Source organism: Pseudoxanthomonas sp. PXM01, assembly GCF_014851815.1.
GTDB lineage: Bacteria > Pseudomonadota > Gammaproteobacteria > Xanthomonadales > Xanthomonadaceae > Pseudoxanthomonas_A.
Genome location: NZ_JACVAJ010000001.1, coordinates 48,797 through 65,279 on the forward strand (window position 1 = coordinate 48,797; position 16,483 = coordinate 65,279).

Sequence of the window (16,483 nt, forward strand, 5' to 3'; positions counted from 1 at the left end):
CATGATTTTCAGGTGTTTTCGGAGTGGAATAACGCGGGCTTTACACGTTTCCGTGAAAACGGTTACAGTCCGCGCCACTTAAGGCAGTCATCACCGCGGAGGGGCGGGGAATGGCGCGAACCTCGGTCACCATCAAGGATGTCGCACGTGAGGCACGGGTTTCCGTCGCCACCGTGTCGCGTGCCTTGAACGGTCACGAGAACGTCGCCGAATCCGTCCGTCAGCAGGTCCTGGCCACGGCGGATCGCCTCCGCTACCAGCCGCACGCCGCCGCGCGCAGCCTGAGCAGCCGGCGCACCCAGACCATCGGCGTGGTGCTGCCCGACCTGTACGGTGAGTTCTTCTCCGAACTGATCCGCGGCATCGACCAGATCGCGCGTGCACGGCGCCAGCACCTGCTGGTGTCCAGCTACCACGGCCATCCGGAAGAGCAGGGCGAAGCCCTGCGCGCGATGCGCGGCCGCGTCGATGGCCTGCTGGTGCTGTCGCCGTATACCGATCGCCCCGGCTTCCTCGTCGACAACCTGCCGTCGTCGCTACCGGTCGTCTTGATCAATACCGATGTGCAGGATGCGTCGTACCCGGCATTGACCATCGATAACTACGGCGCGGCCGTGGCGATGGTCGAGCACCTCGTCCAGGCAGGGCATCACCGCATCGCCTTCATCGGCGGACCCGAGGGCAACTTCGATGCGCGCGAGCGCCTGCGCGGTTACCGCGATGCGATGGCGCGCCTGGTGCCAGGCACGCCGCCGCAGGAGTTTGCCGGCGACTTCAGCGAATCCTCCGGCTACGAGGCAGGCAAGCGCATCGCGCAGTCGTCGGACAAGCCGCAGGCCGTCTTTGCCGCCAATGACATGACGGCATTGGGCTGCCTCTACGCCTTCAACGAAGCCGGCGTGCGCGTTCCGCACGACGTTGCGCTGGCCGGCTTCGATGACATCCCGCTCGCGCGCTTCGTTCACCCGACCTTGACCACGATGCGGGTCAGTATTGCCGAGCTCGGTGGGCAGGCGATGGGCCGGCTGCTGGACGCGATCGACTCCGATGGAGCGCGCGTGGCGCCGTCGGCGATGCTGGTTCCCGAATTGATCGTCAGGGCTTCAAGTGTGGGAGAGGGTCGCCACACCGAAAAACAGGCAAAGGCGTGACCGCTTTTTTTTGGGCGGAGATGTAATCGATTACAAGCGGCACCAAGCCGACAAGCAATATTTCTATCTTTGGAGGGAGAGCCAATGAAACAGCGCAACCGCACCATGTTCCGCCCCAATCGCAAATTACTGTCATGCGCTCTGGCCAGTTGCCTGGCCATGGCCGCACCGCACGTGATGGCACAGTCGACGTCCGCCACGCTGCGAGGCGCGGTGACCGCGGATTCCACCGTGACCGTCACCAACGTGGACACCGGCCTGACCCGCACGACGAAGGCAGCGAACGGCAACTACAACATCGGCGGTCTGCCGCCGGGTACGTACCGGATCGAAGTGAATTCCGGCGGACAGACCAGCAGCCGCGCGGTGACGCTGGCCGTGGGTCAGACGGCCACGCTCAACCTGCAGGATGCGCCGCCCGTGTCCGCGCCCACCGGCGATGCGACCACGCTCGACACTGTGCGCGTGACCGCACCGTTGCTTGTCGAGACCAAGACGTCCGAACTCGCCACCTATGTCACGCAAAAGCAGATCGATGCGTTGCCCCAAGGCAATCGCAATTTCCTGGCATTCGCCGAGCTCGCGCCTGGTGTGCAGTTCCAGACGGGTACCGATGGTTCTACGAAGCTGAGGGCCGGCGCGCAAAGCGCGAACGGCATCAATGTCTACATCGATGGCGTCGGTCAGAAGAACTACGTGCTGCAGGGTGGCGTCAGTGGCCAGGATTCGACTCGCGGCAATCCGTTCCCGCAGTCGGCTATCGGCGAATACAAAGTCATTACCCAGAACTACAAGGCCGAATTCGATCAGGTCAGCAGCGCGGCCATCGTGGCGACGACGCGTTCCGGCACCAATGAGTTTGAAGGCAACTTCTTCTGGGACCGCACATCGACCGACTGGCGCAAGGCGACAGAGTTCGAAGAGCGCTCTGGTAGCAAGGCTGAATCCAAGGACGAACAGTACGGTGTCTCGTTCGGCGGCCCCATCATCCGCGACACGGCGCACTTCTTCGTCGCGTACGAAGCCAAGGAAATTTCCTCGCCAAGGACGATCATCCCCGGCCGTGGCTACACGTACGACGAGTTGCCAGCGGCAATCCAGGAGCAGATCGGTTCGGGCCTGTTCAGCGCGCCGTTCAAGGAGGATCTGTACTTCGGCAAGATCGATTGGCTGTTTGGTGAGAACCACTATTTCGAACTGACCGCGAAGTACCGCGAAGAGGCCGAAGTCACCAGTTTGGGCGATCAGAACCTCCCGAGCTATGCGACCGACAAGGTAAACGACGAAACTCGCGTGGACCTGAGGTACCAGCTCACTTCGGGAAACTGGCTCAACGATGCGCATCTGACATACGAGGACACTAGTTGGGGTCCGCGTCCGCGCACGTCCGGACTGGGTTACATCCTGAGCGACATTACCGATACGGATCCGTCGGACGGCGTGAACTGGCGCGACTCGATCATCCGCACGGGAGCCGGTCCCGACTACCAGAACAAGGGCCAGGAAGGTTACGGCTTCCAGAATGACCTGACCTTCACCGGTTGGACGGGCCACACGCTGAAGATGGGTGTGAAGTACAAGCGCGTGGAGGTGAGCGCCCAGGAACAGTCACCCTACAACCCGGCGTTCTACTACGACATCAATGGCAGCCTGACTCAGCCGATCCATGTGGTCTTCGGCAGCCCGGTGGCCGGTGTCGGCGATGGTAGCGCGAAGTCCCGCAACAACCAGTTCGGCATCTATCTGCAGGACGACTGGGAAGTCAACGACAAGCTGATCCTCAACTTCGGCGTTCGTTGGGACTACGAAGAGAGCCCAACCTATCTCGACTATGTCACCCCTGCGGATGTCGCCGCGTCGCTGCGTTCGTCCACCGCGATCAACAATCCGAACTCCGGTGTGAATGTCGAGGAGTACATCAGCAACGGCAGCGACCGGAAGGCAGACAAGAACAACTGGGCGCCCCGTCTGGGCTTCTCCTACGACTTGAACGCCGACCAGCGCCACGTGATCTACGGTGGTGCCGGCCGCTCCTACGACCGGAACCTTTTCGACTGGCTGCAGCTTGAAGTCACCAAGGCCAGCTACACGACCGTCGACTTTGCGTTCGCTCCCTCGTGCACGACGCCGGGCGTAGGCAACTGCCTCGCCTGGAACCCTGCCTACTTCGATCCTGCAGTGCTGGCGACGCTGGCATCGACCTCGGGCACGGGTCGTGAGGTGTTCATGCTGAACGACGAAGTCCGGACGCCTTACTCCGACCAGTTCAGCATCGGCATGCGAAATGCGCTCGGCAGCTGGCATACCGACGTGACGCTGTCGCGCGTCGTCAGCAAGGATGGTTTTGCCTTCCTGCTCGGCAATCGCCGCCCGGACGGAAGCTTCTTCCCGCCGGGAAGCACGTGGGATCCGAAGCCCTGGGGTCAGGGTTTCCCGGGCTTCGGCAATCTGATCCTTGGTACCAACGGAATTGAAACGCGTGCCAACTCGCTGTTGCTGAAAGTCGAGAAGCCCTACACCGCGTCCTCCGGCTGGGGGGTGACCTTCGCTTATACGTATACCGATGCGGAGGAGAACCGGCAGTCAGGCGAGGTGTTCTCGCTCGATAAACCCACCATCGCCGACTATGGGTGGAAGAAGGCCGGCGGTGTCGCCGACCATCGCTTGGTGGCGTCGGGCATCTACGACGCACCGTGGGGCATCACGCTCAGCGGCAAGCTGATCTTGGCAAGCCAGGCCCCTCGCTATGCGACCAACTGCCTGGATGCGCCGGACTTCAACAACTGCTTCTTCGATCAATACGAGCCGGATGGAACGCTGGGCTTCAAACAGTTCGACCTGGCGGCGAGCAAGGAGTGGGACACGGGTTCCGACATCAAGCTGCGGGTCCGTGCAGACGTCTTGAACGTGTTCAACTGGGTGAACTACGCCGGCTACGACGATTGGTTCGGTGGTCCGGGTAGCCCCAACGCGAACTTCGGTACGCCCAATAGTCAGTTCCTCCCGACACGTACCTTCAAGCTGTCGTTTGGTCTGAGCTGGTAAGTCCCAACGAATCGCCCGGCCATCGTACTGATGGCCGGGCACTTCTATCTCCGCTCTAGTAGCGGATTTATTTGAAGCTCCTCTGTAATCGGTTACAACGGGAAAAACGTTTTGAACAAGATCACCCCAGCCCCGCGCGCGTCCTGGTTCATCGGCGTTGCGCTGACTCTGTTGATCGCCGGTTGCCAGAAGGCGCCGGAAGAGAAAGCGGCACCTGTTGCCGCCAAGCCCGCGACGCCCGCCGTCGCCGCCAAACCGGAGCCGCCGGCGAAGCCGGAATTGCCGCCGCTGTTCCGCGACATCGAACGCCGCACGTTCCAGTTCTTCTGGGACACCACCAATGAAGTGAACGGCATGACGCCGGATCGCTATCCGTCGCGTCCGTTCGCCAGCATCGCATCCATTGGTTATGCGCTGACCGCGTATCCCATCGGCATCGAGAACGGTTGGGTCAGCCGTACGCAGGCGGTCGATCGCACGCTGACCACGCTGAAGTTCCTGCGCGACGTGCCGCAGGGCCCGCAGAAGGAAGGCAAGGGCGGCCACAAAGGCTTCTACTACCACTTCCTGGACATGAACACCGGGCAGCGCTTCAATTCCTGGGTGGAACTGTCCAGCGTCGACACCTCGCTGTTGCTGATGGGCGTGCTGTTCGCGCAGTCCTACTACGACCGCGACGACCCGCGCGAACGCGAGATCCGCTGGATCGCCGACACCATCTACAAGCGCGTCGACTGGACCTTCCTGCAACAGAACAAGCCGCTGATCTCGATGGGCTGGTTCCCCGAGAGCGGCACCATCCCGCACGACTGGAAGGGCTACAACGAAGCCATGATGGTGTACATCCTGGCGATGGCCTCGCCGACGCACCCGGTGGGCCAGGACGCGTGGGAAGTTTGGACGCGCAGCTACAGCGAATTGTGGGGCGTGTTCCAGGGCCAGGAATACCTGACGTTCGCGCCGCACTTCGGCCACCAGTACAGCCACGTCTGGATCGACTTCCGCGGCATCCAGGACGCGTACATGCGCGAACGCGGCATGGACTACTTCGAGAACAGCCGTCGTGCCACGTACGCGCAGCGCGCCTACGCGACCGAGAACCCGATGAAGTGGAAGGATTACGGTGAGAACGTCTGGGGCCTGACCGCTTCCGACGGTCCGCAGCAGACCTTGCAGGAATACCGCGGTGAGCAGCGGCCGTTCCGCCACTATTCCGCACGCGGCGCCGGCTTCCGCGAGAATTTCGACGACGGCACCATCGCACCGACCGCCGCCATCGCGTCGCTGCCGTTCGCGCCGGAGATCGTGATTCCGGCGACGGAAGAGATGCACCGGCGCTACGGCGACTACCTGTACTCGAGCTACGGCTTCCTCGATTCGTTCAACCCCAGCTTCGATTACGACATCCCGCTGAAGACCGGACGCATCGTTCCCGGCAAGGGCTGGGTGGCCAGCGACTATATCGGCATCGACCAGGGCCCGATCCTGGCGATGATCGCGAACTACCGGAGCGACTTCGTCTGGAGCGTGATGAAGAAGAATCCGTACATCCGCGATGGCCTGAAGAAGGCGGGCTTCCAGGGCGGTTGGCTGGACGCGAAGCCCGATCAGCAGGCAACGACCGGTGGCGCCACGGCGCCGATCGCGCCGCCGGACCTGGATGCGGCCGCTGCACGCGCGCTGGGCACCGCGGAATCGCGCGCCAACCAGGCGTCACAGCCCGAGGCGGCGCGACCGCAGCAGCCCGAGTAAGCTGTCCGCATGGAACGGCGTGCGCCAGCAAGGGTCTCTCCGGCACGCATCAGGGTCTTCTCCGGTGGAAGGAGGGCCCTGATGCGCTGCTGTTCTCTTGCGCTTCTGGTGTCGCTCGCGCTGGTGATCGCCGGCTGCGCGCGCACGCAGGATGACCGCACCACCGTGCGTTTCTGGGTGATGGGTTATGAAGGCGAAATCGTCGCCAAGCTGTTGCCCGAGTTCGAACGCCAGCATCCCGGCATCCATGTCGACCTGCAGATCGTGCCGTGGCTGTCCGCCCACGAAAAGCTGTTGACGGCGTTCGCCGGCGAGTCGTTGCCGGACGTCAGTCCGATCGGCAATACCTGGATTCCGGAGTTCGCCGCACTCGGCGCGCTCGAGCCGCTGGACGACGAGATTGCGGCGACACCGGATTTCGACCAGCCGGATTTCTTTCCCGGCGTCTGGGATACAGGCGTGATCGATGGCCGTGCGTATGCGGTGCCGTGGTATGTCGAGACGCGCCTGCCGTTCTACCGGCGCGACATGCTCGCCAAGGCGGGCGTGAAGACGCTGCCGGCGAGCTGGGACGAGTGGCGCGTCGCGATGCGCGAGGTGAAGCAGGTTGCAGGGCAGGGCAACTATTCGATCCTGCTGCCGCTCAACGAATTCGAGCCGCTGCTGAGCCTCGCCATCCAGCAACCGGAGCCGCTGCTGCGCGACGACGGCCGCTACGGCAACTTCCGCAGTGCGGGCTTCAGGCAGTCGCTCGGGTTCTACAAGGAAATGTTCGACCAGCAGTGGGCGCCGGTCGTCACCAACAACCAGATCTCCAACGTCTGGGACGAGTTCGGCAAGGGCTTCTATTCGTTCTACATCTCCGGCCCCTGGAACATCGCCAAGTTCAAGGAGCGCTTGCCGGCCGCGCAGCAGAAGGACTGGATGACGATGCCGCTACCGGGTCCGAACGGCCCCGGTGCGTCGCTGGCCAATGGCACCAGCTTCGTGGTGTTCAAGGATTCGCCCAACAAGGACGCGGCCTGGCAGCTGATCGCGTGGCTGTCGTCGCCTGCGGTGCAGGCCGAGTTCCATGCGCTGACGGGCGACCTGCCGCCGCGTCGTTCGCCGTGGCTGACGCCGGCGCTGGCCAATGATCCGTATGCCAAGGCGTTCCGCGAGCAGCTGGAACGTGCGGTGTCCACGCCGAAGGTGCCGGAGTGGGAGCGTATCGCCACCGAGATGCGGCTGGTCGGCGAGCAGGTCGCCAACGGCCGGTTGAGTGTCGACCAGGCGGCCGAAGAACTCGACCGCCGCGCCGATCGCATCCTCGAGAAGCGTCGCTGGATGCTTGATCACGCCGCCAAGCCGGGGACCGCGCCATGAGGTCCACGCATACGCTCGCCGGCTGGCTGTTCGCCGCGCCCGCGCTGACCGTCATCGTGGTGTTCTTCGGCCTGCCGGTGCTGGCGGCGCTGGCGCTCAGCCTGACCGACTTCGACATCTATGCGCTGGCCGACATCGGCAACCTGCGCTTCGTCGGTGTCGACAACTACATCGGCCTGCTGCAGAACCCGATGTTCTGGAAGTCGCTGGGGAACACCGTCTACTTCGTCGTCGTCGGCGTGCCGCTGTCGGTGGCGCTGTCGCTGGGCGCGGCGCTGCTGCTGCATTCCAAGCTCGGTCGCTTCAAGGGTTTCTTCCGTACCGCGTTCTTCGCGCCGGTAGTGACCACCGTGGTCGCGGTCGCGGTGATCTGGCGCTACCTGTTCCACACCAAATACGGCCTGGTGAACTGGGGCCTGTCGTGGGTCGGCATCGATCCGATCGACTGGCTCGGCGATCCCACGTGGGCCATGCCGACGATCATCCTGTTCGCCGTGTGGAAGAACTTCGGCTACAACATGATCATCTTCCTGGCCGGCCTGCAGAGCATCCCGGAAGACCTGTACGAGGCCGCGCGCATCGACGGTGCCTCGCGCTGGGCCCAGTTCCGCCACGTCACCCTGCCGCAGCTCGGCCCGGTGCTGCTGCTGGTCGGCATCCTGACCATGGCCGGCTACTTCCAGCTGTTCGCCGAACCTTACGTCATGACGCAGGGCGGCCCGCTGGAGAGCACCAAGAGCGTGCTGTACCTGATGTACGAAGAAGGCTTCAAGTGGTGGAACCTCGGCAACGCGTCCGCGGTGGCCTTCCTGCTGTTCCTGCTGATGACGGCGGTGACCAGCGGCCTGCTGTGGTTCGCGCGCAAGCGGGGGGTGGAATGAACCAGCGCGTCGCCGCCCTCGTCGTGAACGTGTTGCTGGTCGCGCTGGCGGTCGTCAGTATCGGCCCGCTGCTGTGGATGCTGTCGGTATCCTTCATGCAGACCGGCGAGGCAGGGCACTTCCCGCCGCCACTGCTGCCGTCCGCGCCGACGCTGGACAACTACCGCGAGCTGTTCGTGCGCGCCGGCATGGGACGCTACCTGTTCAACAGCTTCATCGTCTCGACCAGCGTCATGCTGCTGTCGCTGCTCTTCAACACGATGGCGGGCTACGCGTTCGCCAAGCTGCGCTTCAAGGGCCGCGACGGCACGTTCCGCGCGTTGCTGGCGGCGCTGGTCATCCCCGCACAGGTGGCGATGATGCCGCTGTTCCTGCTGCTGAAGCAGATGGGGCTGGTGAATACCTACGCCGGCGCCATCGTGCCGGGCATGGCGGCGATCTTCGGCATTTTCCTGGTGCGCCAGTACGCGCGCTCGATCCCGGACGAACTGCTTGAAGCCGCGCGCATCGACGGCGCCAGCGAGGCGCGCATCTTCTTCCAGATCGTGCTGCCGGGGCTGAAGCCCATCCTGGTGACGCTGGCGATCTTCAGCTTCCTCGGCGCATGGAACGACTTCATGTGGCCGCTGATCGTGTTGAGCGACGATTCGCTGCAAACCCTGCCGGTCGCGCTGGCGGGCCTGTCGCGCGAGCACGTGATGGACTACGAACTGATGATGGCCGGCTCGGTCGTCACCATCCTGCCGGTGCTGCTGCTGTTCCTGGTCTTGCAGCGCTACTACATCCAGGGCCTGTTGCTGGGCAGCGTGAAGGGCTGATTCCTTCGCGCTGCGGCCCGTTGCCGGAGACAAAACATGCTGTCGACCTTTGCCCGCCGGATGGCCGGGGTGGTGCTGCTTCCGCTGGCCGGTGCCGTCGCGGCCGAACCGGTGCGCGTGCTGGACGCGTTCGACGATGCCTCCACCTGGCGCGTGGTGACGTCGAATCAGGTGAGCGGTGCCATCCGCCTGGTCGATGGCGTGCAAGGGAAGGGTATGTGCCTGGACTACGACTTCAACGGCGTGTCGGGCCATGCGGGCATCCAGCGCGACCTGCTGATCGACTATCCGCAGAACTACCAGTTCGGCTTCCAGTTGCTTGGCGATTCGCCGCGCAACGACCTGCAGTTCAAGGTCATCGACGCCAGCGGCGACAACGTGTGGTGGGTCAACCGGCCGAAGTACGAGTATCCGACGGCGTGGACGCCGGTGCGCTACAAGCAGCGCCATATCGACAAGGCCTGGGGCCCCGACCCGGACCGCGTGCTGCGCAAGAGCGTCAAGCTCGAATTCACCGTCTACAACAACGTCGGCGGCAAGGGCTCGGTCTGCTTTGACGAACTGACGTTCCAGCCGTTGCCGGTCGATGACGGCGCGCCGCTGATCGGCAAGGCCAGTGCCTCGGTCGCGTTCCCGGCTGGCGCCGCGGCGCTGGCGGTGGATGGCAAGCCGGACACGGCCTGGTCGGCCGACCTGCACGACGACAAGGAGCCGCAGCTGACGCTGGACCTGGGCAAGGTGCGCGAGTTCGGCGGGCTGGTGCTGCGCTGGAAGCCGGATCAGCATGCGTCGGACTACCTGGTGCAGCTGTCGGACGACGGCGTACGCTGGCGCGATGTGCGTACCGTGGTCGATGGCAATGGCGGCAACGATTACCTCGCGCTGCCGGAGTCGGAAGCGCGCTACGTGCGCCTGACCGTCGGCGACGGTCCGGGGCGTTCGTTCGCCCTCGCCGAGCTGGACGTGAAGCCGCTGGCCTTCGCCGCGCATCCCAACGACCTGCTGAAGGCGATGGCGGCGGAATCGCCGAAGGGCTGGTTCCCGCGCGGTTTCAGCGGCGAGCAGCCGTACTGGACCATCGTCGGCCTCGACGGTGGTCGCGAGCAGGGGCTGATCGGTGAAGACGGTGCCGTCGAGATCGCCAAGGGCGGCGTCAGCGTCGAGCCCTTCGTGCAGGTCGACGGACGCTGGATCGGCTGGTCGGACGTGCAGGCGACGCAGTCGCTGCAGGACGGTTACCTGCCCATGCCGACCGTTGCGTGGACGCACGCGGATTTCGCGCTGGCCACGACCGCGTTCGCCGCGGGCAAGCCCGGCGATTCGCGCGTGGTCGCGCGTCATCGCCTGACCAACACCGGCAAGACATCGCGCGAGTACGTGCTGGCACTGGCCGTGCAGCCGTGGCAGGTCAATCCGCCCAGCCAGTTCCTGAACACCACCGGTGGCTTCAGCCCCATCACCGATCTCACCGTGCGCGATGGCGTGGTCAGCGTGAACGGACGCGCCAGCCTGCGCTTCGCCAAGCCCGATGCGGCACTGGCGTCGCGCTTCGATGAAGGACTGGTGCGCGAACGACTGGCGTCGATCGACGCGGTGTCGGGTAGCACCGATGCGCAGGTGGCCGGTGAAGCGGGCGGGCTCGCCTCCGGGGCCGTGCTGTACCGGATCACGCTGGCCGCCGGCGAAAGCCGCGACATCGACTGGGTCGCGCCGCTCGAGGGCGCGCTGCCGGCACGCATCGACGCGGCACGCGACCAGGACGCGACTGCGGCTCTCTGGCGCCGCAAGCTCGGCGAAATGAAGCTGCAGGTGCCCGCCGAAGGTCAGCCCGTGGCCGATACGCTGCGCACGGCGCTGGCGCACATGCTGATCTCGCGCATCGGCCCGCGCCTGCAGCCGGGCACGCGCTCGTATTCGCGCAGCTGGATCCGCGACGGCGCGATGATTTCCGAAGGCCTGCTGCGGCTGGGTCGCCCGGAAGTGGTGAAGGAATACGTCGAGTGGTACGCGCCGTACCAGTTCAAGAACGGCAAGGTGCCGTGCTGCGTCGACGACCGTGGCAGCGACCCGGTGCCGGAGAACGACAGCCACGGCGAGCTGATCTTCAACGTGGCCGAGTACTACCGCTATACCGGCGACAAGGCGTTCCTGCGCAGGATGTGGCCGCATGTGCAGGGCGCGTTCGCCTACATGGAAGAACTGCGCCTCAGCGAGCGCACCGAGGCCAACCGCGCGGTCAACGCGGCGTTCTACGGCATGATGCCGGCCTCGATCAGCCACGAAGGCTATTCGGCCAAGCCGATGCATTCGTACTGGGACAACTTCTGGGCACTGCGCGGCTACAAGGATGCGGTGGACGTCGCCGACGCGCTCGGCGAAACCGCCGCGTCGAAGAAGATGTCCGCTTCGCGCGACCAGTTCCGCGACGACCTCTACGCCTCGCTCGACGCGGCGACCAAACTGCACAACATCAGCTACCTGCCGGGTGCGGCGGAGATCGGCGATTTCGATCCGACCTCGACCACCATCGCGCTGGCGCCGGGTGGCGAGCAGGGCAAGCTGCCGGCGGACCTGTTGAACGGCACGTTCGAGCGCTACTGGACCGAGTTCGTGCAACGCCGCGACGGCAAGCGCGAGTGGAAGGACTACACGCCGTACGAGTGGCGCAACGTCGCCGCGTTCGTGCGGCTGGGCTGGCGCGAGCGGGCCTGGGACGTGCTGGACTTCTTCTTCAAGGACCGCGCGCCACAGGCCTGGAACCAGTGGGCGGAAGTGGTGTCGCGCACACCGCGCAAGCCGTTCTTCGTCGGCGACCTGCCGCATGCGTGGGTGGCCTCGGACTTCGTCCGCTCGGCGCTGGACATGTTCGCCTATACGCGCGAGGTGGACGACAGCCTGGTGCTGGCGGCCGGCGTGCCGACGAGCTGGCTGGACGGGCAGGGCATCGCCATCGATGGCCTGCGCACGCCCAACGGCGTGCTTGGCTACGCGCTGCGCACGCAGGGCGATGAGGTTGTCCTCGACGCGAAGGCTGGATTGAAGCTGCCGGCCGGCGGCCTGGTGCTGCCGTGGCCCTACAAGGATGCACCCGGCGAGACGCGCATCAACGGCAAGCCCGGGCAGTGGAAGGATGGCGAGCTGCGCATCACCACGCTGCCGGCGAAGGTCAGCATCCGGACGCGTTGATACGCGCCACGCTTCACGGAGCCGTCGACAGCTGTGCTCCGTGAGGCGCACGCGGACGGTTCCCGCATGGCCCACGCGCGTCGGTGGACAGGACGCGCCCACGGGTCTCCGGGACGGGCTCTACTCACACCAGGACTGGCGCGCCAGTGGAAAAGACTGACGCGTGAGTGTCGAAGACTGGCGCTACTCACATTGGAACTGGCGTGCCAGTGAAAAAGACTCACGCATGAGTTCCAACGACGGGCTCTACTCACATCAGGACTGGCGCGTCAGTGGAAAAGACTGACGCGTGAGTGTCGAAGACTGGCTCTACTCACATTAGAGCTGGCATGCCAGTGAAAAAGACTCATGCGTGAGTCTCCAGGACTGGCGCGCCAGTCCCGGGGGCTGGTCTCGCCGGCGAACCGCCGCACGTGCGCTGAAGACAGTCTGCGCCGGGGAGGGGCGGGTGCGCGCTACCCTGGGACCGGCTTCCGCCACGTTCGACGCCATGTCCGCCCACGACGCCCCGCGCCTCCCGCTGTGGCCGCTGCCTTTGCTGATCACGCTGCTGTTCGTGGTCGCCGCGCATGCGGCCTACCTGCTGTCGATCCACGGCGGCCACGTGCCGGCCTGCATTCCCTATCTCGACGGCTGCGTGTCGATCAGCCGTGCCGCGCGGCACGGGTGGGGCAATCACCTGTTCCAGCTGCTGGTCATTCCGTGCGCGGTGCTGCATGCGCTTGTGTGGTGGCTGGCGATGCGTTGGCTGCGCGGCGGTCGCGCGATGCTGGTGCTGGGCGTGCTGTCGGCGATCGCGCTGGCGGTGTACGCGACGTTCCTGGGTACGGAGGGCGAGGCGTATCGCTTCCTGCGGCGCTACGGCGTGGTGGTGTATTTCGGGTTCGGCTACCTGGCGCAGCTGGCGCTGATGCGGCGCGCGTCGTTGACGAAGGCGCTGGCCGCGGGCGTCATCGCGTCGATGTCGTGGATTTCGATCGCGATGTTGGCGTTGGGCGTGGCGAACGTCGTGGCCGGCGTGGTCGTCGACGAGCCGTCAGAGAAGGACCGCTGGGAGAACGTCTTCGAATGGTGGCTGGGCCTGCTGATGGTCGGCTGGTACGCCGTGTTGGCGTCAGGGTGGCGACGACGGCATGTTGCGATCGCGCTGCAGACGGATGCCTGACCTCCGGTTGTTCGGCGGGAATGAGCCGTCAGGCAGTACTTCCTTATAGCGAGAGGTTTCCGCCGGGAGCCACATCACGTCCGTATTCGAACGTGCGCTCCGCGACCAGGGCTCCACTACAGGTGAGCGTGACGCGATGTCCTTTGCGCGACGGGTTGATCAGAACGCGCTGTTCGAAGTTGCCTGACACAGTCCACGTCCTTGGAGCGCTGCTGGAATCGGTACCGCCGACAGATAGCACGCAAGCGCTGCTCTCCGGCGTGGAGCCCAGCACGCTGAAGGTGCCGTGTGCGGGACCGAACCAATGTGCGCAGCCTGCCAGCAACATCAGCGTTGCTGCCGACGCAAGAAACTTCACGGCTGCCGAACCTGCGTCAGCCGCGAACGCGCTGCACGATGCCCGCCGCCTTGGCCGAGCTCTCGGTGACCTTGTCCCACTCGCCGTTTTCCAGCCAGTTCTTAGGCACCATCCACGAGCCACCGATGCAGACCACATTCGGCTGGGACAGGTAGTCGGCCGCGGTGTCTTCGGTGATGCCGCCGGTCGGGCAGATCTTCAGTTCCGACATGGGGCCGGCCAGGCCCTTGAGCATCGCCAGGCCGCCGACGGCGGTGGCGGGGAACAGCTTGCAGACGCGGAAGCCGCGCGCCATCAGCGACAGCAGTTCGGTCGGCGTCGCCGCGCCCGGCACCACCGGGATATCGGCGGCGGCCAGCGCATCGGCCAGCGCCGGCGGCGTGCCCGGCGTGACCAGGAAGTCGGCGCCCGCATCGATCGACTGCTTCATCTGCTCGGTCGTCAGCACGGTGCCGGCGCCGATCACGATGTCGGGCAGTTCCTTCTTCAGCATCGCCAGCGCCTCCATCGCCACCGGCGTGCGCAGCGTCAGCTCGATCGCCGGCAGCCCGCCCTTCAGCAGTGCTTCGGACACCTTGCGCGCCTCTTCCAGCGTGTGGACGGTGACGACCGGCAGGATGCCGGCGGCGCGGAGGAGGGATTCGGCTTTCTGCTGGCGGGCTTCGATGGTCATGTCGTTGTCTGGCACGTGCACTGTGTTGGGTGTGGGAGCGACGTCAGTCGCGATGGCGCAAGTGGGAAAGCCTCGCGACTTACGTCGCTCCCACCAGGTTCCGGTCAGGCATCCTTGGCTTCATGCGGCGCTTCGGCGGCATGCGCCGCGTCGCCCAGTTCGTATTCGGCATCGTATTCCCAGGTGCCGTCGTGGTACGGCAGGCCGCAGGAAATCGACATCGCGCCGCGGTCGGCCGGCGTGACCACATCGCGGCTCACCGCGAACAGGTTGCGACCCAGATCCAGCGCGGCGGGCGAGGTGTTCGGTGCGATTTCGCGCGCCGCCCACTCCTGCGCATCGACCAGCGCTTCCAGCGTGCCGGCTTCGGCGTCGAGACGGATGATGTCGCCCTCGCGCAGCTTGGCCAGCGGACCACCACGCGCGGCTTCCGGCGTCAGATGGATCGCGGCGGGAATCTTGCCGGACGCACCGGACAGGCGGCCGTCGGTCACCAGCGCCACGCGGCGGCCCTGGTTCTGCAGCAGGCCGAGCAGCGGGGCGAGCGAGTGCAGTTCAGGCATGCCGTTGGAACGGGGACCCTGGTAGCGCACCACGGCCACGAAGTCCTGCGGCAGCGCACCGGCCGCGTGCAGCTTGTTGAGCGCGCGCGGATCGTCGACGACGACCGCGGGCGCTTCGATGTAGCGGTATTCCGGCTTCACCGCCGAGGTCTTGATCAGCGAGCGGCCGAGGTTGCCGCGCAGCAGGCGCAGGCCGCCCTGGGCCTCGAACGCGCGCGACACCGGGCGCGCGACGTCTTCGTCCGCGCTCTCGGCGATGCCGGGCGCATAGGCGAGCTTGCCGTCCTGCAGGCGCGGCTCGTCGCAGAACGCGCGCAGGCCGCCGGGCACGATGGTGGTGATGTCGTGCATCAGGCCGGCGTCGAGCAGTTCGCGGAACACGAACTGCGTGCCACCGGCGGCAGCGAAGCGGTTCACGTCGGCTTCGCCGTTCGGATACACGCGCGCCAGCAACGGCACGGTCTGCGACAGCAGGTCCATGTCGTCCCAGGTCAGCACGATGCCGGCCGAACGCGCCACGGCGATCCAGTGGATGGTGTGGTTGGTCGAACCGCCGGTCGCCATCAGCGCCGCCATCGCATTGACGATGGCGCGCTCGTCGATCAGGCGTCCGATCGGACGGTAGTCGTCGCCCAGCGCGGTGATCGCCAGCGCACGCTCTGCAGCGGCGCGCGTCAGCACATCGCGCAACGGCTGGTCGGGATTGACGAACGAAGTGCCGGGAAGCTGCAGACCCATCGCCTCCAGCAGCACCTGGTTGGAATTGGCGGTGCCGTAGAACGTGCAGGTGCCGGCGGCGTGGTAACTCGCGGCCTCGGCTTCCAGCAGTTCCTCGCGCGTGGCTTCGCCGGCGGCGTAGCGTTCGCGTACCGCGGCCTTTTCCTTGTTTGGGATGCCGGGCGACATCGGCCCGGCCGGCACGAACACCGCCGGAAGGTGGCCGAAGGCCAGCGCACCCATCAGCAGGCCCGGCACGATCTTGTCGCACACGCCCAGGTACAGCGCGGCGTCGAACATGTCATGGCTCAGCGAGATCGCGGTGGCCTGCGCGATGACGTCGCGCGAGAACAGCGACAACTCCATGCCCGGACGGCCTTGCGTCACGCCGTCGCACATCGCCGGCACGCCGCCGGCGACCTGCGCGGTGGCACCGAGATCGCGCGCGACCTGGCGGATGATCTCCGGGTAATGCTCGAACGGCTGGTGCGCCGACAGCATGTCGTTGTACGCGCTGATGATGCCGAGGTTCGGCGTGACGTCGGCGCGCAGCCGGCTCTTGTCGGTCGGACCACACGCGGCGAACGCATGGGCGAGGTTGCCGCAGCTCAGGCGCGCGCGTTGCGGGCCATCGCGATGGGCGGCATCGATGCCGTCGAGATAGGCGCGACGCAAGGGTGCGCTGCGCTGGCGGATGCGTTCGGTGACTTCCTGGATGCGGGGGTGCAGGCTCATGGGCGTAGGGCTAGGCTGCAGACGCGGTCATTCTGCATGGCGTGGCGATGGAGGGCCGTGATGCGCAACCTTCC

10 protein-coding genes are annotated in these 16,483 nt (G+C 65.6%); 8 read left to right on the plus strand and 2 right to left on the minus strand.

Annotation, left to right across the window (positions count from 1 at the left end; genetic code table 11):
• Nucleotides 1-110: 110 nt before the first annotated feature.
• The 8 genes from IB230_RS00235 (at nucleotide 111) to IB230_RS00270 (ending at nucleotide 13,363) form a co-directional block, all read left to right on the plus strand.
• Nucleotides 111-1,151, plus strand: a complete 1,041-nt coding sequence (locus tag IB230_RS00235; RefSeq protein ID WP_192267631.1) for a LacI family DNA-binding transcriptional regulator — start codon at nucleotides 111-113, stop codon at nucleotides 1,149-1,151.
• 84 nt (nucleotides 1,152-1,235) lie between these two features.
• The gene (locus tag IB230_RS00240; RefSeq protein WP_192267633.1) at nucleotides 1,236-4,196 is read left to right on the plus strand and encodes a TonB-dependent receptor; all 2,961 of its coding nucleotides are present in this window, start codon (nucleotides 1,236-1,238) and stop codon (nucleotides 4,194-4,196) included.
• A 111-nt stretch (nucleotides 4,197-4,307) separates the two neighbouring features.
• Nucleotides 4,308-5,948 (plus strand): glucoamylase family protein, encoded by a 1,641-nt coding sequence (locus IB230_RS00245; protein ID WP_225589097.1) that lies wholly within the window; start codon nucleotides 4,308-4,310, stop codon nucleotides 5,946-5,948.
• 81 nt (nucleotides 5,949-6,029) lie between these two features.
• Nucleotides 6,030-7,313, plus strand: coding sequence for a sugar ABC transporter substrate-binding protein (locus IB230_RS00250; protein ID WP_192267635.1), 1,284 nt, complete (start codon nucleotides 6,030-6,032; stop codon nucleotides 7,311-7,313).
• Entirely contained in the window at nucleotides 7,310-8,194 is an 885-nt protein-coding gene (locus IB230_RS00255) for a sugar ABC transporter permease (protein ID WP_192267637.1), read from the plus strand. Before IB230_RS00250 ends, IB230_RS00255 begins: the two co-directional genes overlap by 4 nt.
• Entirely contained in the window at nucleotides 8,191-9,012 is an 822-nt protein-coding gene (locus IB230_RS00260) for a carbohydrate ABC transporter permease (RefSeq protein ID WP_192267639.1), read from the plus strand. Before IB230_RS00255 ends, IB230_RS00260 begins: the two co-directional genes overlap by 4 nt.
• Before the next feature lie 60 nt (nucleotides 9,013-9,072).
• Nucleotides 9,073-12,198 (plus strand): discoidin domain-containing protein, encoded by a 3,126-nt coding sequence (locus IB230_RS00265; RefSeq protein ID WP_192271155.1) that lies wholly within the window; start codon nucleotides 9,073-9,075, stop codon nucleotides 12,196-12,198.
• Between the two features lie 490 nt (nucleotides 12,199-12,688).
• Complete coding sequence (locus IB230_RS00270; RefSeq protein ID WP_192267641.1) at nucleotides 12,689-13,363, plus strand: hypothetical protein; 675 nt, start codon at nucleotides 12,689-12,691, stop codon at nucleotides 13,361-13,363.
• 374 nt (nucleotides 13,364-13,737) lie between these two features.
• Here IB230_RS00270 and IB230_RS00275 read toward each other — a convergent pair whose 3' ends face one another.
• Nucleotides 13,738-14,394, minus strand: a complete 657-nt coding sequence (locus IB230_RS00275; protein WP_192267643.1) for a bifunctional 4-hydroxy-2-oxoglutarate aldolase/2-dehydro-3-deoxy-phosphogluconate aldolase — start codon at nucleotides 14,392-14,394, stop codon at nucleotides 13,738-13,740.
• A gap of 104 nt (nucleotides 14,395-14,498) precedes the next feature.
• A complete protein-coding gene (gene edd, locus IB230_RS00280) occupies nucleotides 14,499-16,409 on the minus strand; it encodes a phosphogluconate dehydratase (RefSeq protein ID WP_192267645.1) in 1,911 nt (636 codons plus the stop codon).
• Nucleotides 16,410-16,483: the final 74 nt, after the last annotated feature.

Excerpts from the sequence above, each read along its gene's own strand:
- IB230_RS00235 (WP_192267631.1), top strand. The coding sequence starts at position 111 with ATGGCGCGAACCTCGGTCACCATCAAGGATGTCGCACGTGAGGCACGG.
- IB230_RS00240 (WP_192267633.1), top strand. The coding sequence starts at position 1,236 with ATGAAACAGCGCAACCGCACCATGTTCCGCCCCAATCGCAAATTACTG.
- IB230_RS00250 (WP_192267635.1), top strand. The coding sequence starts at position 6,030 with ATGCGCTGCTGTTCTCTTGCGCTTCTGGTGTCGCTCGCGCTGGTGATC.
- IB230_RS00255 (WP_192267637.1), top strand. The coding sequence starts at position 7,310 with ATGAGGTCCACGCATACGCTCGCCGGCTGGCTGTTCGCCGCGCCCGCG.
- IB230_RS00260 (WP_192267639.1), top strand. The coding sequence starts at position 8,191 with ATGAACCAGCGCGTCGCCGCCCTCGTCGTGAACGTGTTGCTGGTCGCG.
- IB230_RS00265 (WP_192271155.1), top strand. The coding sequence starts at position 9,073 with ATGGCCGGGGTGGTGCTGCTTCCGCTGGCCGGTGCCGTCGCGGCCGAA.
- IB230_RS00270 (WP_192267641.1), top strand. The coding sequence starts at position 12,689 with ATGTCCGCCCACGACGCCCCGCGCCTCCCGCTGTGGCCGCTGCCTTTG.
- IB230_RS00275 (WP_192267643.1), bottom strand. The coding sequence starts at position 14,394 with ATGACCATCGAAGCCCGCCAGCAGAAAGCCGAATCCCTCCTCCGCGCC.
- edd (WP_192267645.1), bottom strand. The coding sequence starts at position 16,409 with ATGAGCCTGCACCCCCGCATCCAGGAAGTCACCGAACGCATCCGCCAG.